This is a genomic window from Curtobacterium uvaldense (assembly GCF_028307415.1).
Lineage (GTDB): Bacteria > Actinomycetota > Actinomycetes > Actinomycetales > Microbacteriaceae > Curtobacterium.
This window is the reverse complement of sequence record NZ_JAQMHU010000003.1, coordinates 56,259-79,193: the sequence shown is the minus strand read 5'-3', so window position 1 is coordinate 79,193 and position 22,935 is coordinate 56,259. Positions and strand designations below refer to the sequence as shown.

The window sequence follows — 22,935 nt, the reverse complement described above, 5'->3', positions numbered from 1 at the left end:
GCCGACCCTCCAGCGGCACCGCGGCCGTCCAGCACCGAAAGGCGACAGCACCTCCATGCCCCTCCTGAGCATCCCGAGCCCGAGCACCGCGTGGCAGTACTTCGACCTGACCGCCTGGCTGCGCGACGTCTTCGGGTGGTCGCTGCCGCTCGACTTCCGCATCCACGCGTACGCGATCTGCATCCTGCTGGGCATCGTCGCGGCCGTCGTGCTCGCGAACCGGCGGCTCAACGCCCGCGGGGTCGAGCGCTGGATCATCATCGACATCGCGATCTGGGCGGTGCCCGCCGGCATCATCGGCGGTCGGTTGTTCCACGTGTTCAGCCACGTCAGCGACTACTTCGGGCCGGGGCGTGACCCGCTCTCGTTCCTCTACATCTGGGAGGGCGGGCTGGCCATCTTCGGCGCGCTCATCCTCGGGTCGGTCGGTGCGTACATCGGGTGCCGTCAGGTGGGCCTGCGCTTCTCGACCCTGATCGACGCGATCGCTCCCGGCGTCCTGCTCGCCCAGGCGTTCGGTCGCCTTGGCAACTACTTCAACCACGAGCTCTTCGGCATGCCGACGAGCCTGCCGTGGGGGCTCGAGATCGAGTCGTCGAACGCGGCGTTCCCGAAGGGGCTGCCCGAGGGCACCCTGTTCCACCCGACCTTCCTCTACGAGATCATCTGGAACGTCGTGGGCGTCGTCGTGATCCTGCTGCTCGACAAGCGGTTCCGGCTGCAGTGGGGCAAGGTCATGGCGCTCTACCTGATCTGGTACGGCACCGGTCGCTCGGTCCTCGAGTCCATCCGCGTCGACACGAGCGAGACCTTCGCCGGGATCCGCACGAACGTCTGGATGTCCTTCGCCGCGATCCTGCTCGGCATCGTGATCTTCCTCGTGCAGACCCGTCGGCACACCGGCAACGAGCCCAGCCCGTACCTGCCGGGTCGCGAGCCGCGTCGGTCCTCCGATGTAGACTCGGACGACACCTGGTCGGAACACGACGACGACGCTCCGGCGGTCGCCGACGACGCCGATCCGGTCCCAGCAGCAGGCCGCGCGCGGTAACTCCGCGACCGGCAGCACCGGCTCCTCGGACGGCACCCGCCGGCCGCGGGGCACCATCCGAACGGTCGGGTCGCCACGAGCGGCCCCGCCACCTCGCGCGTCGTCTGCGCACCCTCCACGGCGACGCGCACGGGCACCAGGTCCGCCCGCTCGGGCGGAACGCACCACCGGGCCACCGACGTCCCTGTTCCACTCCCTCGTGAGGACGGTTCCCCATGGCGCTCCAGCCAGACCCTGCCCCCCGTTCGACGCGCTCCCTGCAGCCGGCGCACCGACGATTCTCGGCCGTGCCCGAGGCGACCGGTGCGTACGACCCGGCGAACGAGAAGGACGCCTGCGGCCTCGCGATGGTCGCGACGCTCCGCGGTACCGCGGGGCACGACATCGTCGACGCCGCGCTGGGTGCACTCCGGAACCTCGAGCACCGCGGCGCCGTCGGTTCCGACGCGGGCACCGGTGACGGCGCGGGCATCCTGTGCCAGGTGCCGGACGCGTTCCTGCGCGACGAGGTGCCGTTCGACCTGCCCACCGCGGGGGAGTACGCCGTCGGGACGGCCTACCTGCCCGTCGACGAGGACGAGCGCCACGCGGTGAAGGGTGCGGTCGAGCGCCTGGCCCGCGAGGAGGGCCTGAAGGTCCTCGGGTGGCGTGCGGTCCCGGTTCGGCCGGAGGTCCTCGGGACGCTCGCGCGCGCCGCGATGCCCGCGTTCGAGCAGCTGTTCGTCGCCTCCACCCGACACGACGTGCACGGCGCCGCCTGGAGCGGCATCGCCCTCGATCGGCAGGCCTTCCGGCTGCGCAAGCGCGCGGAGCACGGCGTCGAGGTCTACTTCATGTCGCTGTCGAGCCGCACCATGGTCTACAAGGGCATGGTCACGACGCTCCAGCTCGAGCCGTTCTACCCGGACCTCAGCGACGAGCGCTTCGCCTCGAAGCTCGCGATCGTGCACTCGCGCTACTCGACGAACACCTTCCCGTCGTGGCCGCTGGCGCAACCGTTCCGGACGCTCGCCCACAACGGCGAGATCAACACCGTCCGCGGCAACCGGAACTGGATGCGGGCGCGCCAGTCGCAGCTCGAGAGCGAGCTGCTCGGCGACCTCGCACCGTTGCTGCCGATCGTCAGCCCGGGCGCGAGCGACTCGGCGTCGTTCGACGAGACCCTCGAGCTGCTCACGCTGACCGGCCGCAGCCTGCCGCACGCGGTGTCGATGATGGTGCCGGAGGCCTGGGAGAACCAGGTCGGGATGGACCCCGACCTGCGGGCGTTCTACGAGTACCACTCGATGCTCATGGAGCCGTGGGACGGCCCTGCGGCCATCACGTTCACCGACGGCGCGGTCGTCGGCGCGACGCTCGACCGCAACGGCCTGCGTCCCGGGCGATTCCTGGTGACCGACGACGGCCTCATCGTGATGGGCTCGGAGACGGGCGTCATCGACGTGCCGCCGGGCAAGGTCGTCCGCAAGGGCCGCCTGCGTCCGGGTCGGATGTTCGTCGTGGACACCGAGGCCGGGCGGATCATCGAGGACGACGAGGTCAAGCGCGAGCTGGCGACCGCGGGGCCGTGGGCGCAGTGGCTCGACGAGGGGCGCATCAACCTGAGCGACCTTCCGGAGCGCGAGCACATCGTCCACACCCCGGCGTCGGTGACCCGGCGACAGCGCGCGTTCGGCTACACGGAGGAAGAGGTCCGCATCCTCCTCCGCCCGATGGCGCAGACGGGTGCGGAGCCCCTCGGCGCGATGGGCTCGGACACGCCGATCGCCGTGCTCTCCGAGCGCCCGCGCCTGCTGTTCGACTACTTCACGCAGCAGTTCGCGCAGGTGACGAACCCGCCGCTGGACTCGATCCGCGAGCAGGTCATCACCTCGATGGGCATGGGCCTCGGGCCGGAGCGCAACCTGCTGAGCGCCGGGCCCGAGCACGCGAAGCAGATCGTGCTCGACTTCCCGGTGATCGACAACGACGAGCTCGCGAAGATCCAGCACTTCGAGACGGAGTCCGGTCGCCACCTGACGGTGACGATCAAGGGCCTGTACCGCGTCGACGCGGGCAAGAAGGCGATGCAGAAGCGCATCGCCGCGGTCTGCGACGAGGTCGACCAGGCGATCGAGTCGGGCAAGCAGTTCATCGTGCTGTCCGACCGTGACGGCAACGCCGAGCAGGCACCCGTGCCGAGCCTGTTGCTGCTCGCTGCGGTGCACCACCACCTCATCCGCACCGAGCAGCGTATGAAGGTCGGCCTCATCGTCGAGGCCGGCGACGTGCGCGAGGTCCACCACGTCGCGACCCTGATCGGCTACGGCGCCTCGGCGATCAACCCGTACCTGGCCATGGAGACCTGCGAGAACCTCGTGCGCTCGGGGATGATCACCGGGATCACCCCGGAGCAGGCCGTCCGGAACGTCATCAAGGCGCTCGGCAAGGGCGTGCTCAAGATCATGTCGAAGATGGGCATCTCGACGGTGTCCAGCTACGCCGGCGCCCAGGCGTTCGAGGCGGTCGGGCTCAGCCAGGAGTTCGTCGACCGGTACTTCACCGGGACGTCGTCCATCCTCGGTGGCGTCGGGATCGAGGTCATCGCCAAGGAGAACGCCGAGCGGCACGCCCAGGCGTACCCGCAGGACGGCGCCGTGCTGTCGCACGAGCGGCTGCAGACCGGCGGCGAGTACCAGTGGCGCCGTGAGGGTCCGCCGCACCTGTTCAACCCGGACACGGTGTTCCGGCTCCAGCACGCCACCCGTGCCCGCCGGTACGACATCTTCCGCGAGTACTCGCAGGCGGTCGACGACCAGTCCGAGGAGCTCATGACGCTCCGCGGTCTGTTCCGGTTCCGTCACGGCGTCCGGAAGCCGATCGCGTTGGACGAGGTCGAGCCGATCGAGTCGATCGTGCAGCGGTTCAACACCGGCGCGATGTCCTACGGGTCGATCTCACAAGAGGCCCACGAGACCCTCGCGATCGCGATGAACCGCCTCGGTGCGCGCTCGAACACGGGCGAGGGCGGCGAGGACGTCGAGCGTCTGCTCGACCCCGAGCGTCGCAGTGCGATCAAGCAGGTCGCCTCCGGTCGGTTCGGCGTCACGAGCATGTACCTGACACACGCGACCGACATCCAGCTGAAGATGGCGCAGGGCGCGAAGCCGGGCGAGGGCGGGCAGCTGCCGCCGACGAAGGTGTACCCGTGGGTCGCCCGAACGCGGCACGCGACCGCCGGCGTCGGACTCATCTCGCCGCCGCCGCACCACGACATCTACTCGATCGAGGACCTCAAGCAGCTGATCTTCGACGTGAAGCGGGCGAACCCGGCCGCGCGCGTCCACGTGAAGCTCGTGAGCCAGTCCGGCATCGGCGCGGTCGCAGCGGGCGTGACGAAGGCGCTGGCCGACGTCGTGCTCGTGTCGGGCCACGACGGTGGCACCGGCGCGTCCCCGCTCAACTCGCTGAAGCACGCGGGCACCCCGTGGGAGATCGGTCTCGCCGAGACCCAGCAGACCCTGATGCTGAACGGCATGCGCGACCGGGTGGTCGTGCAGGTGGACGGGCAGATGAAGACCGGCCGTGACGTCGTCGTGGCGGCGCTGCTCGGCGCCGAGGAGTACGGCTTCGCGACGGCTCCGCTCGTCGTCGAGGGCTGCATCCTCATGCGCGTCTGCCACCTGGACACGTGCCCGGTCGGCGTCGCGACGCAGAACCCGGAGCTCCGGAAGCGCTTCACGGGCAAGCCGGAGTTCGTCGTCAACTTCTTCGAGTTCATCGCGCAGGAGGTCCGCGAGCTCCTCGCCGAGCTCGGCTTCCGCACGCTGGACGAGGCGATCGGGCAGGTCGACGCGCTCGACACCGACCGTGCCGTCGAGCACTGGAAGGCCTCCGGTCTCGACCTCGCGCCGGTGCTGCACGGACCGGAGTTCGGCCGCGACGAGCCCCGACGCCACCTGCGTGAGCAGGACCACGAGCTCGACGAGCACTTCGACGTGCAGCTCGTCCAGCAGACGGCGGACGTGCTGGAGCACGGTGGTTCCGTCGCGCTCGACCTGCCGATCCGCAACACGGAGCGCGCGGTCGGCACCATGCTCGGCCACGAGGTCACGCTGCGGCACGGCGAGCACGGCCTGCCCGCCGGGTCGATCGACATCACGCTGCGCGGCTCGGCCGGGCAGTCCCTCGGTGCGTTCCTGCCGGCCGGCATCACGCTCCGCCTGGTCGGGGACAGCAACGACTACGTCGGCAAGGGCCTGTCCGGCGGCGCCATCGTCGTCCGTCCGGACACCGAGTCGGCGTTCGAACCGTCGGAGAACGTCATCGCCGGCAACGTCATCGGCTACGGCGCGACCCAGGGCAGCATGTTCATCCGCGGCATCGTGGGCGAGCGCTTCCTCGTCCGCAACTCCGGCGCGACCGCGGTCGTCGAGGGCGTCGGCGACCACGCACTCGAGTACATGACCGGCGGGCTCGCACTGATCCTGGGCGAGACCGGACGCAACCTCGGCGCCGGTATGTCCGGCGGCACCGCGTACGTGCGCGGCCTCCGTCGGGAACACGTGAACGCCGACGCGCTGGCGACCGGTGAGCTGCGGCTCGAGGAACTGGACAGCGCCGACGTCGAGATCGTCACCGACCTGCTCCGGCAGCACCTCGCCGAGACCGGGTCGACCGTGGCCGGCGACCTGCTCGACTCCGGCGACCTCGGCGACTTCGTCAAGGTGCTCCCGCGGGACTACGCCGCCGTGCTCGCGACCCGCCAGCAGGCGGTCGACGAGGGCCTCGACCCCGACGGCACCGTCGTCTGGAACCGCATCCTGGAGGTCACCGGTGGCTGACACGACCCGGGCCGCCGTGCGGACCCCGATCCCGACCGACGCGGACATCCACACCCACACCCCCGTCCAGACCCAGACCGAGCAGGAGGCGAACCATGGCTGACCCGAAGGGCTTCCTCAAGGTGCAGGAGCGCGAGCTCCCGCCCCGCCGTCCCGTGCCCGTGCGCCTCATGGACTGGAAGGAAGTCTACGAGCAGCAGGAGTCCGGTGCCCTGAAGCGACAGGCCGGTCGCTGCATGGACTGCGGCGTCCCCTTCTGCCACCAGGGCTGCCCGCTCGGGAACCTCATCCCGGAGTGGAACGACCTGACCTGGCGCGGTGAGGGTCGACAGGCGATCGAGCGTCTGCACGCGACCAACAACTTCCCGGAGTTCACCGGGAAGCTCTGCCCGGCCCCGTGCGAGGCGTCCTGCGTGCTCGGCATCAACCAGCCGCCGGTCACGATCAAGCAGGTCGAGGTCTCGATCATCGACGAGGCGTACAAGAACGGCTGGGTCACCCCGCACCCGCCGGAGCGCCTGACCGGCAAGACCGTCGCGGTGGTCGGGTCCGGCCCCGCCGGTCTCGCTGCCGCCCAGCAGCTCACGCGCGCCGGGCACACGGTCGCCGTGTACGAGCGCGACGACCGCATCGGCGGCCTGCTGCGCTACGGCATCCCGGACTTCAAGATGGAGAAGCGCCAGATCGACGCGCGCCTCGCCCAGATGCAGGCCGAGGGCACCCGCTTCCGCGCCGGTGTGGAGATCGGCGTCGACATCACCTGGGACGACCTGAAGTCCCGCTACGACGCGGTCGTCGTCGCGACGGGCGCCACGGTGCCGCGCGACCTGCCGATCCCGGGGCGTGACCTCGAGGGCGTCCACTACGCGATGGACTACCTCGTCCAGCAGAACAAGGCGAACGCGGGGACCACCGTCGACAACCAGCTCACCGCCGAGGGCAAGCACGTCGTCGTCATCGGCGGTGGCGACACCGGCGCCGACTGCATCGGCACGGCCCACCGTCAGGGCGCCCTGAGCGTGACGAACCTGGCGATCGGCAAGCAGCCGCCGCTCGAACGTCCGTCCGAGCAGCCGTGGCCGATGTTCCCGACGGTGTTCGAGGTCACGAGCGCCCACGAGGAGGGCGGCGAGCGGCACTTCCTGGCGTCGACCGTCGAGTTCCTCGGCAACGCCGCCGGCGAGGTCCGCGCGCTCCGGGTCGCGGAGACCGAGTACCTCGACGGCCGGCGCGTGCCGAAGGCGGGCACCGAGCGCGAGATCCCCGCCGACCTGGTGCTCATCGCGATGGGCTTCACCGGTCCGGAGACCGACACGATCGAGCCGCAGCTCGGGCTCCCCGCCACGGTGTCGGGCGCGGTCGCCCGCCAGGCCGACTACTCGACGAACGAGCCGGGCGTGTTCGTGGCGGGCGACGCCGGCCGTGGCCAGTCGCTCATCGTCTGGGCCATCGCCGAGGGACGCGCGGCTGCGTCCAAGGTCGACGAGTACCTCGAGGGCTCGACGATCCTGCCGGCGCCCGTCAAGGCCACCGACCGCGCGCTCACGGTCTGACGCCGTGAACGCCCCCGGAACACCGGTCCACCGATGAGCAGCAGGCCACCGGCACTCGATAGGGTGCTGGTGGCCTGCTCTCGTTCCGCGCGGCCCCACAGCGCGGAAACCGGCACCACCCACCACACGAAGGAATCCATTGAGACGCGCAAAGATCGTTTCGACGCTCGGTCCGGCTACGTCGGACTACGAGACCGTCAAGGAGATCATCGAAGCGGGCGTCGACGTCGCCCGCCTCAACCTCAGCCACGGTGACTACAGCGTCCACGAGGCCAACTACGAGAACGTCCGTCGCGCCGCGGAGGACCTCGGCAAGCCGGTCGCGATCCTCGTCGACCTGCAGGGTCCGAAGATCCGTCTGGCGAAGTTCGCCGACGGTCCGCACGAGCTCGCGGTCGGTGACGTCTTCACGATCACGACCGAGGACGTCCCCGGCTCGAAGGAGATCTGCGGCACGACGTTCAAGGGCCTGCCGCAGGACGTCAAGCCCGGTGACCCGCTGCTCATCGACGACGGCCGTGTGCGCCTGCGCGTGCTCGACACCGACGGCGTGCGTGTCCGCACCGAGGTCGTCGTCGCCGGTACGGTCTCGAACAACAAGGGCATCAACCTGCCCGGCGTCGCCGTCAACGTCCCCGCGCTGAGCGAGAAGGACGAGGCGGACCTCCGCTGGGCGATCCGTCAGGGCGCCGACCTCATCGCGCTGTCGTTCGTCCGCAACGCCTCGGACGTCGTCCGCGCCCACGAGATCATGGACGAGGAGGGCAAGCGCCTCCCGATCATCGCCAAGGTCGAGAAGCCGCAGGCCGTCGACGCCCTCGAGGAGATCATCGACGCCTTCGACAGCATCATGGTCGCCCGTGGTGACCTCGGCGTGGAGCTCCCGCTCGAGGCCGTCCCGATCGTGCAGAAGCGCGCCGTCGAGCTGTCCCGCCGCATGGCGAAGCCGGTCATCGTCGCGACGCAGATGCTCGAGTCGATGATCTCGTCGCCGATCCCGACCCGCGCCGAGACCTCCGACGTCGCGAACGCCGTCCTCGACGGCGCGGACGCCGTCATGCTCTCGGGCGAGACCAGCGTCGGCGAGTACCCGGTGCAGACGGTCCGCACCATGGCCCGCATCGTCGAGTCGACCGAGGACCACGGCCTCGAGCGCATCGCGCCGCTCGGCACGAAGCCGCGCACGCTCGGTGGCGCGATCACGCTCGCCGCGGTCGAGATCGCCGAGTTCACCGAGGCGTCGTACCTCTGCGTCTTCACCGAGTCCGGCGACTCGGCCCGCCGCATGTCCCGACTGCGCCACGGCCTGCCCATCATCGCCTTCACCCCGAACGAGGCCACGCGTCGCCGCATGGCGCTCACCTGGGGCGTCCGCTCGTTCCTCGTGGAGCGCAAGACGCACACCGACGAGCTGTTCTCGCAGGTCGACGACGTGCTGCTCGCGAACGGCCTCGCCGCCCCCGGCGACCGGGTCATCGTGACGGCCGGCTCGCCCCCCGGACTCGAGGGTTCGACGAACGACCTGCGCGTGCACCGCGTCGGCGACGCGCACGCCGAGGCGGCTCCCGCCTACGTGCGGGACTGACCCCGGTCACCGCACCCGGTCACCACGCCGACAGGGCGCGGACGGGAGGCACGGCGCGACACCGCGCACGGCCTCCGGTCCGCGCCCTGTCGCGTTGGTCCGCCCCTGCGTCGCGTCGAGTCACCGGCGTGCCGACACGCCGGCGTCGCCGCGAGACGGACCGGAGCGAGCGAGACGCCGTCGGATCCGGCGGCGTCTCGTGGGGACGGCGGCGTCTCGCCCGGTCCGCGGCGGTCTCGACACGCAGGAACCGGCCACCAGCGGTGCGGCGCGACCGCGCGTCGGGCCGAGCGGGCAGGATCGGTGCTGTGAGCCTCCAGGACGACCGCCCCACCGCACCCACCGCAGCGGACGTCCGCCGCTGGCGCCGCTACCTGGCGGACGAGCGGGCGGAGGCCGCGGTCTACCGGAACCTGTCGACCCGCAGGACCGGAGAGGAACGCGAGATCCTCGCCGCACTCGCCGACGCCGAGGGTCGGCACGAGCAGCACTGGCTCGACCTGCTCGGTGACGACGTCGGGCGGCCGCTCCGCGGCAGCCTCCGCACCCGGGTCCTCGCCGCGCTCGCGAAGCGGTTCGGTTCCGTGTTCGTCCTGGCGCTCATGCAGCGTGCCGAGGACCGTTCGCCCTACGCCGACGACGACGACGCGACCGCGCGCATGGCGGCCGACGAGCGGATCCACGGCGAGGTCGTCCGCGGCCTCGCGAACCGCGGGCGCATGCGGTTGTCCGGCACCTTCCGCGCAGCGGTGTTCGGCGCCAACGACGGACTCGTCTCGAACCTCGCGCTGATCATCGGCATCAGTGCCTCGGGCGCCGATCGGCACTTCGTGCTGCTCAGCGGCATCGCCGGGCTGCTCGCCGGCGCGCTGTCCATGGGGGCGGGGGAGTACGTCTCGGTGCGGTCCCAACGCGAGCTGCTCGACGCCTCCGCACCCCACCCCGAGGCCGGGCGCGCGGTGGCCGACCTCGACGTCGACGCGAACGAGCTCGCGCTGGTCTACCGGGCCCGGGGCATGGACGAGGCCGCGGCGCAGGAGCACGCGGCCGAGGTCCTCGGCGGTCGAACGGTCTCGGCAGCCGCCGCGACCGACGACCACGAGGCGGTGGGGAGCGGCACGAGTGCGGCGGTGTCGAGCTTCTGCTTCTTCGCCTCGGGCGCGATCATCCCCGTGCTGCCGTACCTGTTCGGGCTCGAGGGCTGGCCGGCGATCGTGCTCGCGGCCGTGCTGGTCGGCATCGCGCTCCTCGGCACCGGCGCGGTCGTCGGCGTGCTCAGCGGCGCGTCGCCGCTGCGGCGGGCGCTGCGCCAGCTCGCGATCGGCTTCGGCGCTGCCGTCGTGACGTACGGCCTCGGCCTGCTGTTCGGGACGGGCAGCGCGTAGCCGTCACCCGGCCAGGCCTGCTGTTCGGGACCGGCAGCGCGGAGTCGGCACCCGGTCGGCGGTCACCGGTCGTCGGGGCTGGCGACCCTCACCGCCGGTCGGTGCGACCGGTGCCGACCGCCTCACGGCGGACCGCAGCGCGCGGCGGCAGCAGGAGGAGCGCGGCCGCGCCGACGCCGATCAGCGCGATGCCGGAGAACACCGTGAAGACCGACAGCGCGAGCGCCGGCGCGACGAGCACGACCACGCCGCCGATGCACGACAGCAGGCCGCTCACCACGGTCGGCGATCGCGAGGAACCGGGGTGGCCCACGACGGCACCGACGAGCGCGGCGACGCCCTCCACGAGGAACCCCACCCCGGCCAGCACCGCGTAGACGAGGAGCGGGACGGCGGGAGCGAGGAGCGCGACGAGTCCCGCCACCCCGACGAGCCCGCCGACGGCACCCGCCGTCCACCGCCACACCGCGGACGTCCCGTGCCCGCGGACCGCGGCGACCACGCGCATCGTGCCGGCGACCACGAGGTAGACGCCGAAGACGAGGGCGACGAGCACGATCGACGGCGCGGGCCAGACGACGGCCACGATGCCGAGCACGATCGCGACGACGGCCGTGGCGACGACGAACGCACGGAAGGACCGCACGGCGCGAGAGTCCACGGGTGCCCCTTCCGCTCGGTCCGCGAGGACACCGACGGTACCCGGGGGCGGTCGCCGGTGTCCGGGGGAGGCCGCGGGCGCTCTGGGGAGGTCACGGACGCCCGGGGCGGTCGCCGCCGCCCGGGGTCGCCACCCGGCGCAACCGCTTGCAACCCCCGGCGTCGTACCGTCGCCGCAGGTGCTGGACCAGCGCCACCGACAGCGTCGTCGAAAGGTGTCCACCATGACCATCGCAGCATCGCCATCGACCTACGCCGCACCCGGCGAGGACGGGGCGCTCGTCTCCTACCGTTCCCGGTACGACCACTTCATCGGCGGCGAGTACGTCCCGCCCGCCGGCGGCCGGTACTTCGAGAACCCCACGCCGGTGACGGGCAGGGTCTTCACCGAGGTCGCCCGGGGGGACTCGACCGACGTCGACCGGGCGGTGGAGGCCGCCTGGAGGGCCTTCCCCGCCTGGTCGCGCACGAGCGTCGCCGAGCGCGCCGGCATCCTCAACCGGATCGCCGACCGGATGGAGGCGCACCTCGAGGAGCTCGCGGTCGCCGAGACCTGGGAGAACGGCAAGCCGATCCGCGAGACCCTCGGCGCGGACATCCCGCTCGCCGTCGACCACTTCCGCTACTTCGCCGGGGCGATCCGCGCGCAGGAGGGCTCGACGGGGGAGATCGACCACGACACCGTCGCCTACCACTTCCACGAACCGCTCGGCGTCGTCGGGCAGATCATCCCGTGGAACTTCCCGATCCTCATGGCGGTGTGGAAGCTCGCGCCGGCCCTCGCCGCCGGCAACTGCGTCGTGCTCAAGCCCGCGGAGCAGACGCCGGCATCGATCCACGTGCTGGTGGAACTGATCCGCGACCTCGTGCCCGCCGGGGTCCTCAACGTCGTGAACGGGTTCGGCATCGAGGTCGGCGCGCCGCTCGCCCAGCACCCGGACATCCGCAAGGTCGCCTTCACGGGGGAGACCACCACCGGCCGGCTCATCATGCAGTACGCCTCGCAGAACCTGATCCCGGTGACGCTCGAGCTCGGCGGGAAGAGCCCGAACGTGTTCTTCGCCGACGTCGCGCAGGAGCGGGACTCCTTCTACGACAAGGCCCTCGAGGGGTTCGCGTTCTTCAACCTCAACCAGGGCGAGGTCTGCACGTGCCCGTCCCGGGCGTTGGTGGCGCGCGAGATCTACGACGGGTTCGTCGCGGACGGGCTCGACCGGGTGCGCGCGGTCAAGCAGGGACACCCGCTGGACCCGGCGACGATGATCGGCGCGCAGGCGTCGAACGACCAGCTCGAGAAGATCCTGAGCTACATCGACATCGGGAAGCAGGAGGGGGCGAAGCTGCTGACGGGCGGCGAGCGGGCGGACCTCGGCGGTGACCTGTCCGGCGGCTACTACGTGCAGCCCACCGTCTTCGAGGGCGACAACGCCATGCGCATCTTCCAGGAGGAGATCTTCGGCCCCGTGCTCGCGCTCACCAGGTTCGACGGCTACGACGACGCCATCCGGATCGCCAACGACTCCCTCTACGGACTGGGTGCCGGGGTCTGGAGCCGCGAGGCGACGACGCTCTACCGCGCCGGGCGCGACATCCAGGCCGGTCGCGTGTGGTCGAACACCTACCACCAGTACCCGGCCGGAGCGGCGTTCGGCGGGTACAAGCAGTCCGGCATCGGCCGCGAGAACCACAAGATGATGCTCGAGCACTACCAGCAGACGAAGAACCTGCTCGTGTCGTACGCCGACGGTCCGATGGGCTTCTTCTGATGCCCGACCCGGACCGCCCGGCCGCGGCGCGCGTCGCGGTGACGCCGGCTGCGGGGGAGCTCCTGCGCTCCCTCGCCGCTCGGCACGGGCCGCTCATGTTCCACCAGTCCGGCGGCTGCTGCGACGGGTCGAGCCCGATGTGCTACCCGGTCGGGATGTTCCGGACGGGGCCGGCCGACGTGCTCCTCGGTGCGCTCGACGTCGACGGCGCCGGACCCGTCGAGGTCTGGATGTCACGCGCGCAGTTCGAGTACTGGAAGTACACGCACCTGACGATCGACGTGGTCGACGGTCGGGGCGCGGGCTTCTCGCTCGAGGTGCCGGAGGGCAAGCGGTTCCTCACGCGGTCGCGCATGCTCACCGACGACGAGCTCGACGATCTCGGTCTGGTCCCCGCGGACCACCGGACGTAGGCTGGCCCCGTCGACCGCGACGACGCGGCGGACGTCTCGTCACGAGGAGGCCCGATGCGCGCACCCGCGGGGCTGCGTCCGCTCGTCGCCGCGTCCTGGCGTCGTTGTGCCCGGGTCGACCCGGACGACCGGCCGTCGCTGGCGCTGGGGCCCGACGAGCTCGACGCGCTCCGCCGCCACGGGCCGCTCGGGACGGCACTGCCCGTGGTGCGGCGGCTGCTGCTCGACGACGTGCGGTCCGCGGGGTGCGTCGTCGCCGTCACCGACGCCGCCGGGCGTCTCGTCTGGGTCGACGGCGCGCGTCCCGCCCGCAGCGCAGCCGAGGACATGGGCTTCCTGCCGGGTGCGGACTGGGCGGAGGAGCGCGCCGGCACGAGCGCGCCCGGTACGGCCCTGCGGCTCGACCGGGCGGTGCAGATCCACGCGGACGAGCACTGGGCGACCGCCGTCAAGGCCTTCTCGTGCACGGCGGTGCCGCTCCACGACCCGACCGGCGCCGTCGTCGGGGCGCTCGACATCACCGGCGATGCGCGCGCGGTCGAACGCCACACCCTGCCGCTCCTCGTCGCCACGGCCGCGGTGGCCGAGGCGGAACTGGCACTCCGGGCGGTGCAGGGCATCCGCACCCCCGGACCGACCGGGGACGTGCCCCGTGGACGCGGCCGCGGTGCGCCGTGTCCGGCCGTCGGACTGGCCCTCCTCGGCTCGGACACCGCGACACTGACCTCCGACGGGCGCACGGTCCGGCTGTCGGAACGGCACTCGGAGATCCTCGCGGTGCTCGCATCGACGCCCGGCGGCCTCGCGGCGGCGGACCTGGCGGTCGCCGTGTACGGCGACCGCGGTGCCGTCACCACGCTCCGTGCCGAGGTGGTGCGCCTGCGTCGCGTGCTCGCGGCGCACGCCCCCGGTGCGACGGTGACCTCGCGACCGTACCGACTCCAGGGGCTGCGGACGGACGTCGACTCCGTCCTGTCCGCGCTCGACCGCGGGGCGCGCCTCCAGGCCGTCGACCGGTACGTCGGCCCGGTCCTGCCCGGTTCCGTCTCGCCGGGCGTCGACGACCTGCGCGACCGGGTCAGGACGCGGTTCCGTGAGGCGCTCGTCGCCGACGGTGGCGTCGAGGCGCTCCAGGCGTGGGCGCGGACGGCGGACGGCGCCGCCGACGCGCAGGTGCTGCGCGCGCTGCTCGCGGTCCTGCCGCCGCGGTCGCCGCGTCGGTCGGCCCTGGTGGCTGCGATCGAGGCGCTCGACGGATCGTGACGGGCGACCCGGCCCGGCCGGGAGGCACGCCACGCGTCGACCGTCCGGCCGACGACGCGCGCCTCCCGCACCGGGTCGTCCCGCTCAGGACCCGGAGGTCGGTGCCGGGGTGGCGGAGCCGTCCGTGCCGCCGTCCCGGTCCGGCTGCGGCGGCTCCGGGGCGTCCGTGCCCTTCGGCGGCGTGGGTGCGTCGCTCTCCTCCGGCTTCGGCGCGTCGGAGCCCGTGGGCGGCTTCGGGGCGTCCGCGCCCTCCGGCGGGGCGGGGACGGCGCCGTCCTTCGGCTTCGGGGCGTCGCCGGCCGCGGGCGGAGCTGCCACGCAGCCCGGAGCCGGAGCGGCGCCCTCCGCGCCCTTCGCGCCGGGACCGGGGGCACCCTTCGTGCCCGGAGTGGGAGCACCGGAGGGTGCACCACTCGGTGCGCCGCTCGGCGCTCCCGTCGGTGCGCTCGTGGCACTCGGTGCGCCGGAGCCGTCCGCGACGGCAGCGGTGACGCCGAGCCCGCCGAGGAGCAGCGCCGCGGCGGCCGCGGAACCGATCCCCACGCGACGCAGGGTGCGCCGACGGCGGTCGGGCGCGGTGACGGGCTGGTCGTGTCGTTCGTCCTGCATGGTGTGCCTTCCGTGTCGGTGTCGGCGGACCGGGGCGGTCCGGCGACGAGGACGACGGTCGAGCTCGAACCTGAAGCAGGACTGAAGCACAGGCTTCGTCCAGCGTCCTCCATGCTGCTTGCGGGCAGTGCCCACCTACCGTGTCCGCCGTGAACGCACCCGCACGTGTCCTGGTGGTCGAGGACGACGACTCCCTCCGCACCGCCGTGGCCGCGACCCTGCGCGCCGAGGGGTTCGTCGTGACCGAGGCCACCGACGGCCGGGCGATCGCCGAGGACCTCGACCGCGCCGCTCCCGACCTCGTCCTGCTGGACTGGATGCTGCCCGGACCGAGCGGCATCCTGCTCGCGGCACGGATCCGGACGCGGTCGGACGCCGCCGTCGTGATGATGACCGCCCGCGACGAGCTCGACGACCGGCTGCGCGGCTTCGCCGAGGGGGCCGACGACTACGTGGTGAAGCCGTTCGCGATGGCCGAGCTCGTGGCTCGCGTCACGGCCGTGCTCCGCCGCCGCGGTCGGGTCCCGTCGGTGATCGAGGTCGGCGACCTCGTGCTCGACCCGGAGGGCGCGACCGTGCGACGCGCCGGCGTCCTGCTCGACCTGACGGCCACCGAGTTCCGGCTGCTGCGGTTCCTCGCCGAGAGCCGTGGCCGGACCGTCTCCAAGGGGCAGATCACGACGCAGGTGTGGGGCTACGAGGACATCGCGCCGAACCTGGTCGAGGTCCACCTCAGCGCACTCCGCCGCAAGATGGAGGTGCACGGTCCCCGGCTCGTGCACACGGTCCGCGGGCTCGGGTACCGGCTCTCCGTCGACCGGGGCGCGGCGTGACCGCGGTCGACCGACGGCTGCGCACGTCCTCGCTGCGACTGCGGACCGTGGTCGCGGTGCTCGTGCTGCTCGCGGTGCTGCTGGCCGGGCTCGTCGTCGCGGTCGAGGCGGTGCTCGGCGCGCGACTGCGTGCACAGGTCGAGGACCGACTGCGGGACCGGGCTGCCGCCGCTGCCGCACTCGTGGGGGTGCTCGACGCGGACGACCTCGCCGACCGCTTGTCGGCGCAGGGCCTCTCGGTGCGGATCGTGCAGCCCGACGGCGCCGCGGTCGAGGCAGGGCCGACACCCGACCAGCTGCGCTCCGGACCGCCCGACCCCGGGCAGCTCCCGGGTCCGGCGCCGCGCGACCGGTCGTCCTCCAGCGGCTCGACCGGGGCTGCCGACGCCGGTGCAACGGCGTCGTCCGGTGCGACGGCGTCGTCGGGTGCGTCGGCGTCGTCCGGTGCATCGGCGTCCTCCGGTGTGACGGTGGTGTCGTCGCGTGCCAGTGAGGACGACGGCGTGCTCACACTCCGGTCCGTCCTCGACGACGGCACACGCATCACGCTGACCGCCGGCACCCGCGACGTGCAGGAGACCCTGACGCAGCTCGGCTGGGTGATGGGCGGTGCGTCCGCGGTGTTCCTGGGTGTCGCCGTCGTCGGAGTGGTCCTGGTCGTGCGGCGCGCGCTGCGTCCGCTCGACGAGGTCACCGCGACGGCCCGATCGATCGCCGACGGTGACCGTGGTCGGCGGTTGCGCCCTGCCAGGACGGACACCGAGATCGGCCGCGTCGCCGCCGCGTTCGACGAGATGCTCGACGCCGTCGAGGGTGCCGAGGCGCAGGCCGTGGCCGCTGAGGAACGGGTCCGGGGCTTCCTGTCGGACGCCGCACACGAGCTCCGCACGCCCGTCGCCGGCGTCCGCGCAGCGGCGGACACGCTGGTCCGGAGCGGTGGCGACGACCCGGCGACGACCGAGGTGCTCGCGGTGCACGTCGTCCGCCAGGCCGACCGCGCGGCGCGCCTCGTCGACGACATGCTCACGATGGCGCGACTCGACCGGGGGATCGCGCTCGACCGGCGGCCGACCGACCTCGTCCCGTGGCTGCGCGCCGAGGTCGACCGGCTCGAGCTCCGGCTGCCGGGGATCACCATGCACCCCGGACTCCCGACCGAGCCCGTCCCGGTCGAGGTCGACGCCGACCGACTCGCGCAGGTGCTCGGCAACCTCGTCGACAACGCGGCGCGGGCCACGGGCGGGACGGGGACGGTGCGGCTGACCCTCGGCACGGACGCCGACGAGGCGACGCTCGTGGTCGAGGACGACGGGCCCGGCATCCCCGTCGGCGACCGGGAGCGCGTGTTCGACCGGCTCGTCCGACTGGGGGAGTCGCGGGACGTCCGGTCGGGTGGTGCCGGACTCGGCCTGCCGATCGCCCGCGGCATCGCGGTCGCCCACGGTGGCACGCTCGTCCACGACGACGACGGGACGCTCGGCGGCGCGCGGTTCGTGCTCCGCCTGCCCCGCGCGACCCGCGCCGTCGACCCCGGGTCGGGCGCCGACCGGGGTGTCGCTCCGGCCCCGGTGTCTGCCACGATGGGGACGTGAGCGCTCATCAGGAGAACGGACGGATCGTCGCGGTGAGCCGCGACGCCGAGCACCGCTTCAGCAAGCCCGTCGTCGAGGAGATCACCCTCGTCGCGGGGTGGGGCGTCGACGGCGACGCGCACGCCGGGACGACCGTGCAGCACCGCTCCCGCGTCGCCAGGGACCCGTCACAGCCGAACCTGCGGCAGGTCCACCTGCTCCACGCCGAGGTGTTCGACGAGGTCGCCGCCTCCGGGCACACCGTCGTGCCGGGGGACATGGGGGAGAACGTCACGACCCGCGGCGTCGACCTGCTCGGACTGCCGACCGGGGCCCTGCTCCACCTCGGTGACGCGGCCTGTGTGCGCGTGACCGGGCTCCGGAACCCGTGCCAGCAGATCAACGACTTCGACCCGGGGCTGCTGCGCGCGGTCCTCGGCCGAGCGGAGGACGGCACCGTGGAGCGCAAGGGCGGCGTGATGGGCGTCGTCGTGACGGGGGGCATCGTCCGCGCGGGCGACGCCGTCCGGGTCGAGCTGCCCGAGGGAGCGCTGCAACCGCTCGCCCCGGTGTGAGGACCGGGGGCGGGGCCGGGCCCTGCTAGCCTGGAGCCCTCGCGAGTGTGGTGGAACGGTAGACACGGGGCACTCAAAATGCTCTGCCTCACGGCGTGCGGGTTCGAGTCCCGCCACTCGTACAAGGTCGCTCACGGCGTGCGGGGCCGGGCGCACCGAGCGTCCCGCCACTCGTACGAGGTCGCTCACGGCGTGCGGGGCTGGGCGCACCGAGCGTCCCGCCACTCGTACAAGGTCGCTCACGGCGTGCGGGGCCGGGCGCACCGAGCGTCCCGCCACTCGTACAGAAGTTCGTCGAACCGCGCATCCACAGCTGACGGAAGCCACGCGCTCCGTCTAGTAGGCTCTCGGTCGTGAGTGACACAGAAGCAACCCCCGCAGCACCGCGTCGCGTCGTCGTCGCCGAGGACGAGTCGCTCATCCGTCTCGACATCGTCGAGATCCTCCGCGACAACGGGTTCGACGTGGTCGGGGAAGCCGGCGACGGTGAGACCGCCGTCCAGCTCGCGACCGACCTGCGCCCGGACCTCGTCGTCATGGACGTCAAGATGCCCCAGCTCGACGGCATCTCCGCTGCCGAGAAGCTCTCCAAGAACCACATCGCTCCGGTGGTCCTCCTCACGGCGTTCAGCCAGAAGGACCTCGTCGAGCGCGCGACCGAAGCCGGTGCCCTGGCCTACGTCGTGAAGCCCTTCACCCCGAACGACCTGCTCCCCGCGATCGAGATCGCCCTCTCGCGGCACCAGCAGATCATCACGCTCGAGGCCGAGGTCGCCGACCTCGTCGAGCGGTTCGAGACCCGCAAGCTCGTCGACCGCGCCAAGGGCCTGCTCAACGAGAAGATGGGCCTCACCGAGCCCGAGGCGTTCCGCTGGATCCAGAAGGCGTCGATGGATCGTCGTCTGACGATGCACGACGTCGCGAAGGCGATCATCGAGCAGCTCAGCGCCAAGAAGTAACGAGCAACCGCTCGCTCACGCGGACGTCGGTGCACGGGTACGGGCTGACATCGCGCCGGTCGATCGTCACGTGCAACGTCGGACGATGCGCCTCCACCGGATGCGCGCGCATCGTGCGACACCGCACCTGTCGAACGACGCGTTCCGTGTCGGAGACCGCGTGCAGCGGCAGGGCCGCGGCAGAGCGCCGGACGGGAGGCGCGGGTCGGCCCCGCCGCAGCCGCGCCACGTGGCAGGGTGGGGGCATGGACGACGTGGTGATCCGTGCCTCCCGGCCGGAGGACATGCCGACGGTGGCCGACCTGCGCTGGCGCTGGAGCGTGGACGAGGACGGGCGCAGGCCGACGGCGACCCCGGACGAGTACCGCGAGGCGATGACCGCCTTCGCCGACGAGCACGCGGACTCGCACCGGTGTGTCGTCGCGGAGCGCGACGGGGAGGTGCTGGGGATGGCGTGGCTCGCACTGAACGCCCGTCCGCCGGTGCCGCACCGCCCTCGGGGCCGCGTCGCTGCCGAACTGCAGAGCGTCTACGTGCACCCGGACCTCCGCGGAGGCGGCGTGGCGAAGGACCTCGTCGCGGCGCTGCTCGACGTGGCGGACGAGGCCGGCGCGGAGCGCGTGGTGGTGCACTCGAGCGTCGTCGGCGAGACGCTCTACCGTCGGCTCGGGTTCGGCGATGCCCGCCTGCTGCTGCAGCGACCGCCCGAGGACTGAATCGCTAGCGCCGCTCGCGGATCATGTTCGTGATCCGCACGGTGGAGCAGCGTCGGCCCTCGTCGTCGGTGAGCACGATCTCGTGGGTGGTGAGCGTGCCGCCGAGGTGGATCGCCGTGCAGGTCCCCGTGACCCGGCCGCTCGTCGCACTGCGGGAGTGCGACGCACTGAGCTCGATGCCGACCGCGTAGCGGCCTGGCCCGGCGTGCACGTTCGCGGCCATCGACCCGAGGCTCTCGGCGAGCACGACGTACGCTCCGCCGTGCAGCAGCCCGACCGGCTGGCGGTTGCCCTCGACCGGGATCGACCCGACGGCACGCTCCGCGCTCAGCTCGGTGATCTCCATGCCCATCTTCGTGGCGAGCTCGCCCGTGCCGCGGTCGGAGAGTCGCTCGTCGACGGCTCCGGAGGCGGTCGGTTCGTGGGTCACGTCGTCGGTCACGCTCGCGGACTCCCGTGTCGGATGGCGTCGGTAGGCTGTCCGGGTGTCGGACTCCGCAAAGCCTACCCTCATGGTCATCGACGGCCACTCGCTCGCCTTCCGGGCCTTCTACGCACTGCCGGTCGACAGCTTCGTGAACCGCGAGGGGCAGCACACGAACGCCATCCACGGCTTCATCTCGATGCTGCTCATGCTCCTGCAGCGCGAGAAGCCGACCCACCTGGCGGTCGCGTTCGACATCTCCCGCTTCTCCTTCCGCACCCGCGAGTACGAGGACTACAAGGGCACCCGCTCGGAGACCCCGCCCGAGTTCAAGGGCCAGATCCCGCTCCTGCAGCAGGCGCTCGAGGCGATGGGCATCACGACGGTGACGAAGGAGGACTACGAGGCCGACGACATCCTCGCCACCTTCGCGCGACAGGGTGCCGAGCAGGGGTACCAGGTGTACGTGGTCTCGGGTGACCGCGACTCGATCCAGCTCGTCAACGACGACGTCACGCTGCTGTACCCGTCGGTCCGCGGCGTCTCCGAGCTCACGCGCTACGACCGCGACAAGGTGTACGAGCGGTACGGCATCGAGCCGCACCAGTACCCGGACATCGCGGCGCTCGTGGGGGAGACCAGCGACAACCTGATCGGCATCGACAAGGTCGGCGAGAAGACCGCGGTCAAGTGGGTGACCGCGTACGGCTCCCTCGACGGTGTCCTCGAGCACGCCGACGAGATCAAGGGCGTCGTCGGGAACAACCTCCGCGAGCAGAAGGACCGGGCGATCCGGAACCGCAGGCTGAACCGGCTCGTGAACGACGTCGAGCTGCCCGTCGGACCGGCCGACGTCGCCCTCCGCCCGCTGGACGAGCAGGCCGTCCGCGACCTCTTCGCCAAGCTGCAGTTCCGCACGCTGCTCGACCGGGTCTTCAAGGTCGCCGGTACCGGTGAGCCGAGCGAGGCGAGCGATGCTCCCGGCTCGGTCGACAGCGGCGCGCCGACCCCGCCGAAGGTCACCACGGTCATCGACGAAGAGCTCGGGTACTGGCTCGAGCGCAAGGGTGCGAACGACGCCGAGAACGGGTTCGGCGTCGCGGTCGAGGTCATCGACGGCCGGCTCAGCGCGATCGGCATCGCGACCCACGACGACGCCGTCCTGGTGCCCGGCGGCAGCGGCGCGAAGGACTACGAGCAGCTCGCCGCGTGGTTCGCCTCCGACGCCCCGAAGCACTTCCACGACGCCAAGGCCGCCATCAAGGCGCTCGGCACGGTCGGCATCACGGTGCGGGGCATCGCCGGGGACGCCCGCATCACCGGGTGGCTCGCGCAGCCGGGCAAGCAGGGGCAGCCCCTCGCCGACCTCGTGTACCAGGAACTCGGCGAGGAGCTGCCGACCGCCGACCCGAACCAGCTCGTCCCCGAGACCGAACCGGTCAACGTCGGCGTGCACGCCTGGTACGTCCTGCGGGTCGACACCGCGCTGCGCTCCCGCGTCGACGAGTCCTCGCTGCGGGTGCTCGACACGATCGAGCTGCCGCTCGTCCCGGTGCTGGCGGGCATGGAGACCATCGGCGTCGGTATCGACCGCCCGGTCCTGACCGGGCTGTCGCACGACCTGGGGGAGCGCGCCGCCGAGCTCGCGCAGCAGGCCTTCGCCGAGATCGGCCACGAGGTGAACCTCGGCTCGCCGAAGCAGCTGCAGGAGGTCCTGTTCACCGAGCTCGCGATGCCGAAGACCCGCAAGACGAAGACCGGCTTCTCGACCGACGCGGCGAGCCTGGCCGACCTGCAGGAGCAGCACCCGCACCCGTTCCTCGGACTGCTGCTGCAGCACCGCGACGCCACGAAGCTCCGGCAGATCGTCGACACGCTCGACGCCGCGGTCGTCGACGGACGCATCCACACCCGCTACGAGCAGACCGGCACGAGCACCGGCCGGGTCTCGTCGACGGACCCCAACCTGCAGAACATCCCGGTCAAGACCGCCGTGGGTCGCCGCATCCGGTCGGCCTTCGCGGTCGCCGAGCCGTACACGACGCTCGTGACCGCCGACTACTCGCAGATCGAGATGCGCATCATGGCGCACCTGTCCGGCGACCCGGGGCTCATCCAGGCGTTCAACGAGGGCGAGGACCTGCACCGCTTCGTCGGTGCCCGGGTGTTCTCGGTCGAGCCGGCGGACGTCACGCCCGAGATGCGCACGAAGGTGAAGGCGATGTCGTACGGCCTGGCCTACGGCCTCAGCCCGTTCGGCCTGTCGAAGCAGCTCCGCATCGAGCAGTCCGAGGCGCGCACGCTCATGAACGAGTACTTCGCCCGCTTCGGTGCGGTGCGCGACTACCTCCGGGGCGTCGTCGAGCAGGCCCGTGAGGACGGCTACACCGAGACGATCTTCGGTCGCCGGCGTCCGTTCCCGGACCTGAAGAGCCCGAACCGCGTCCTCCGCGAGAACGCCGAGCGCGCCGCGCTGAACGCGCCGATCCAGGGGTCGGCCGCCGACATCATGAAGATCGCGATGCTCGGCGTCGACGAGGACCTCCGCGAGGGATCGCTCGAGTCGCACCTGCTGCTCCAGGTGCACGACGAGCTCATCCTCGAGGTCGCTCCCGGCGAGCAGGAGCGCGTCGAGGAGATCCTGCGCACCCGGATGGGCGCGGCTGCCGAGCTGAGCGTCCCGCTCGACGTGTCGGTCGGCGTCGGCCCGAACTGGGAGTCCGCGGCGCACTGACGCGCGCGGGTCGCG

At 72.1% G+C, this 22,935-nt stretch carries 17 protein-coding genes and 1 tRNA gene; 15 read left to right on the top strand and 3 right to left on the bottom strand.

What is annotated here, in order from left to right; genetic code table 11:
- The first annotated feature begins 55 nt into the window (after positions 1-55).
- The 5 genes from lgt (at position 56) to PIJ49_RS02970 (ending at position 10,397) form a co-directional block, all read left to right on the top strand.
- A complete protein-coding gene (gene lgt / locus PIJ49_RS02990) occupies positions 56-1,051 on the top strand; it encodes a prolipoprotein diacylglyceryl transferase (protein WP_081984882.1) in 996 nt (331 codons plus the stop codon).
- A 215-nt stretch (positions 1,052-1,266) separates the two neighbouring features.
- Complete coding sequence (gltB, locus tag PIJ49_RS02985; RefSeq protein WP_271825733.1) at positions 1,267-5,874, top strand: glutamate synthase large subunit; 4,608 nt, start codon at positions 1,267-1,269, stop codon at positions 5,872-5,874.
- A 95-nt stretch (positions 5,875-5,969) separates the two neighbouring features.
- Entirely contained in the window at positions 5,970-7,427 is a 1,458-nt protein-coding gene (locus PIJ49_RS02980) for a glutamate synthase subunit beta (protein ID WP_066654496.1), read from the top strand.
- 139 nt (positions 7,428-7,566) lie between these two features.
- Entirely contained in the window at positions 7,567-9,012 is a 1,446-nt protein-coding gene (gene pyk, locus PIJ49_RS02975; protein WP_066654495.1) for a pyruvate kinase, read from the top strand.
- 308 nt (positions 9,013-9,320) lie between these two features.
- Complete coding sequence (locus PIJ49_RS02970; RefSeq protein WP_066654492.1) at positions 9,321-10,397, top strand: VIT1/CCC1 transporter family protein; 1,077 nt, start codon at positions 9,321-9,323, stop codon at positions 10,395-10,397.
- 88 nt (positions 10,398-10,485) lie between these two features.
- Here the strand turns inward: PIJ49_RS02970 and PIJ49_RS02965 are convergent, their stop codons facing one another.
- A complete protein-coding gene (locus PIJ49_RS02965; RefSeq protein ID WP_158407755.1) occupies positions 10,486-11,058 on the bottom strand; it encodes an HdeD family acid-resistance protein in 573 nt (190 codons plus the stop codon).
- A gap of 223 nt (positions 11,059-11,281) precedes the next feature.
- Here PIJ49_RS02965 and exaC point away from each other — a divergent pair, with 223 nt between their 5' ends.
- Genes exaC through PIJ49_RS02950 form a run of 3 tightly spaced genes read left to right on the top strand, consistent with a single transcriptional unit; the run spans position 11,282 to position 14,499 of the window.
- A complete protein-coding gene (exaC, locus tag PIJ49_RS02960) occupies positions 11,282-12,823 on the top strand; it encodes an acetaldehyde dehydrogenase ExaC (protein WP_271825731.1) in 1,542 nt (513 codons plus the stop codon).
- A complete protein-coding gene (locus PIJ49_RS02955; protein ID WP_251155023.1) occupies positions 12,823-13,236 on the top strand; it encodes a DUF779 domain-containing protein in 414 nt (137 codons plus the stop codon). Before exaC ends, PIJ49_RS02955 begins: the two co-directional genes overlap by 1 nt.
- 54 nt (positions 13,237-13,290) lie before the next feature.
- Positions 13,291-14,499, top strand: a complete 1,209-nt coding sequence (locus PIJ49_RS02950) for a GAF domain-containing protein (RefSeq protein ID WP_066654484.1) — start codon at positions 13,291-13,293, stop codon at positions 14,497-14,499.
- Positions 14,500-14,583: 84 nt separating this feature from the next.
- Here PIJ49_RS02950 and PIJ49_RS02945 read toward each other — a convergent pair whose 3' ends face one another.
- Positions 14,584-15,108, bottom strand: coding sequence for a hypothetical protein (locus PIJ49_RS02945; RefSeq protein ID WP_066654482.1), 525 nt, complete (start codon positions 15,106-15,108; stop codon positions 14,584-14,586).
- Positions 15,109-15,257: 149 nt separating this feature from the next.
- Between PIJ49_RS02945 and PIJ49_RS02940 the strand changes: the two genes are divergently transcribed.
- The 6 genes from PIJ49_RS02940 (at position 15,258) to PIJ49_RS02915 (ending at position 19,762) form a co-directional block, all read left to right on the top strand.
- On the top strand, positions 15,258-15,941 hold the full coding sequence (locus PIJ49_RS02940; protein ID WP_235426333.1) for a response regulator transcription factor: 684 nt from the start codon (positions 15,258-15,260) through the stop codon (positions 15,939-15,941).
- A complete protein-coding gene (locus tag PIJ49_RS02935) occupies positions 15,938-17,533 on the top strand; it encodes a sensor histidine kinase (protein WP_271825726.1) in 1,596 nt (531 codons plus the stop codon). Before PIJ49_RS02940 ends, PIJ49_RS02935 begins: the two co-directional genes overlap by 4 nt.
- Positions 17,530-18,087, top strand: a complete 558-nt coding sequence (locus PIJ49_RS02930; RefSeq protein WP_066654478.1) for an MOSC domain-containing protein — start codon at positions 17,530-17,532, stop codon at positions 18,085-18,087. Before PIJ49_RS02935 ends, PIJ49_RS02930 begins: the two co-directional genes overlap by 4 nt.
- Positions 18,088-18,128: 41 nt before the next feature.
- A tRNA-Leu gene (locus PIJ49_RS02925) sits at positions 18,129-18,209 on the top strand.
- 231 nt (positions 18,210-18,440) lie between these two features.
- A complete protein-coding gene (locus PIJ49_RS02920) occupies positions 18,441-19,046 on the top strand; it encodes an ANTAR domain-containing response regulator (RefSeq protein ID WP_022903868.1) in 606 nt (201 codons plus the stop codon).
- Positions 19,047-19,291: 245 nt separating this feature from the next.
- The gene (locus PIJ49_RS02915; protein ID WP_271825723.1) at positions 19,292-19,762 is read left to right on the top strand and encodes a GNAT family N-acetyltransferase; all 471 of its coding nucleotides are present in this window, start codon (positions 19,292-19,294) and stop codon (positions 19,760-19,762) included.
- Between the two features lie 4 nt (positions 19,763-19,766).
- On the opposite strand, the gene PIJ49_RS02910 is transcribed toward PIJ49_RS02915, so the two are convergent.
- Positions 19,767-20,192: a PaaI family thioesterase gene (locus tag PIJ49_RS02910; protein ID WP_066658268.1), complete on the bottom strand. Its 426-nt coding sequence runs from the start codon at positions 20,190-20,192 to the stop codon at positions 19,767-19,769.
- 55 nt (positions 20,193-20,247) lie between these two features.
- Here PIJ49_RS02910 and polA point away from each other — a divergent pair, with 55 nt between their 5' ends.
- A complete protein-coding gene (gene polA, locus PIJ49_RS02905; protein ID WP_251155017.1) occupies positions 20,248-22,920 on the top strand; it encodes a DNA polymerase I in 2,673 nt (890 codons plus the stop codon).
- Positions 22,921-22,935: the final 15 nt, after the last annotated feature.

What these genes read in the sequence shown, in the direction of transcription:
- PIJ49_RS02980 (WP_066654496.1), top strand. Translation starts at nt 5,970, where the DNA reads ATGGCTGACCCGAAGGGCTTCCTCAAGGTGCAGGAGCGCGAGCTCCCG.
- PIJ49_RS02915 (WP_271825723.1), top strand. Translation starts at nt 19,292, where the DNA reads ATGGACGACGTGGTGATCCGTGCCTCCCGGCCGGAGGACATGCCGACG.
- gltB (WP_271825733.1), top strand. Translation starts at nt 1,267, where the DNA reads ATGGCGCTCCAGCCAGACCCTGCCCCCCGTTCGACGCGCTCCCTGCAG.
- PIJ49_RS02950 (WP_066654484.1), top strand. Translation starts at nt 13,291, where the DNA reads ATGCGCGCACCCGCGGGGCTGCGTCCGCTCGTCGCCGCGTCCTGGCGT.
- exaC (WP_271825731.1), top strand. Translation starts at nt 11,282, where the DNA reads ATGACCATCGCAGCATCGCCATCGACCTACGCCGCACCCGGCGAGGAC.
- PIJ49_RS02955 (WP_251155023.1), top strand. Translation starts at nt 12,823, where the DNA reads ATGCCCGACCCGGACCGCCCGGCCGCGGCGCGCGTCGCGGTGACGCCG.
- lgt (WP_081984882.1), top strand. Translation starts at nt 56, where the DNA reads ATGCCCCTCCTGAGCATCCCGAGCCCGAGCACCGCGTGGCAGTACTTC.
- PIJ49_RS02945 (WP_066654482.1), bottom strand. Translation starts at nt 15,108, where the DNA reads ATGCAGGACGAACGACACGACCAGCCCGTCACCGCGCCCGACCGCCGT.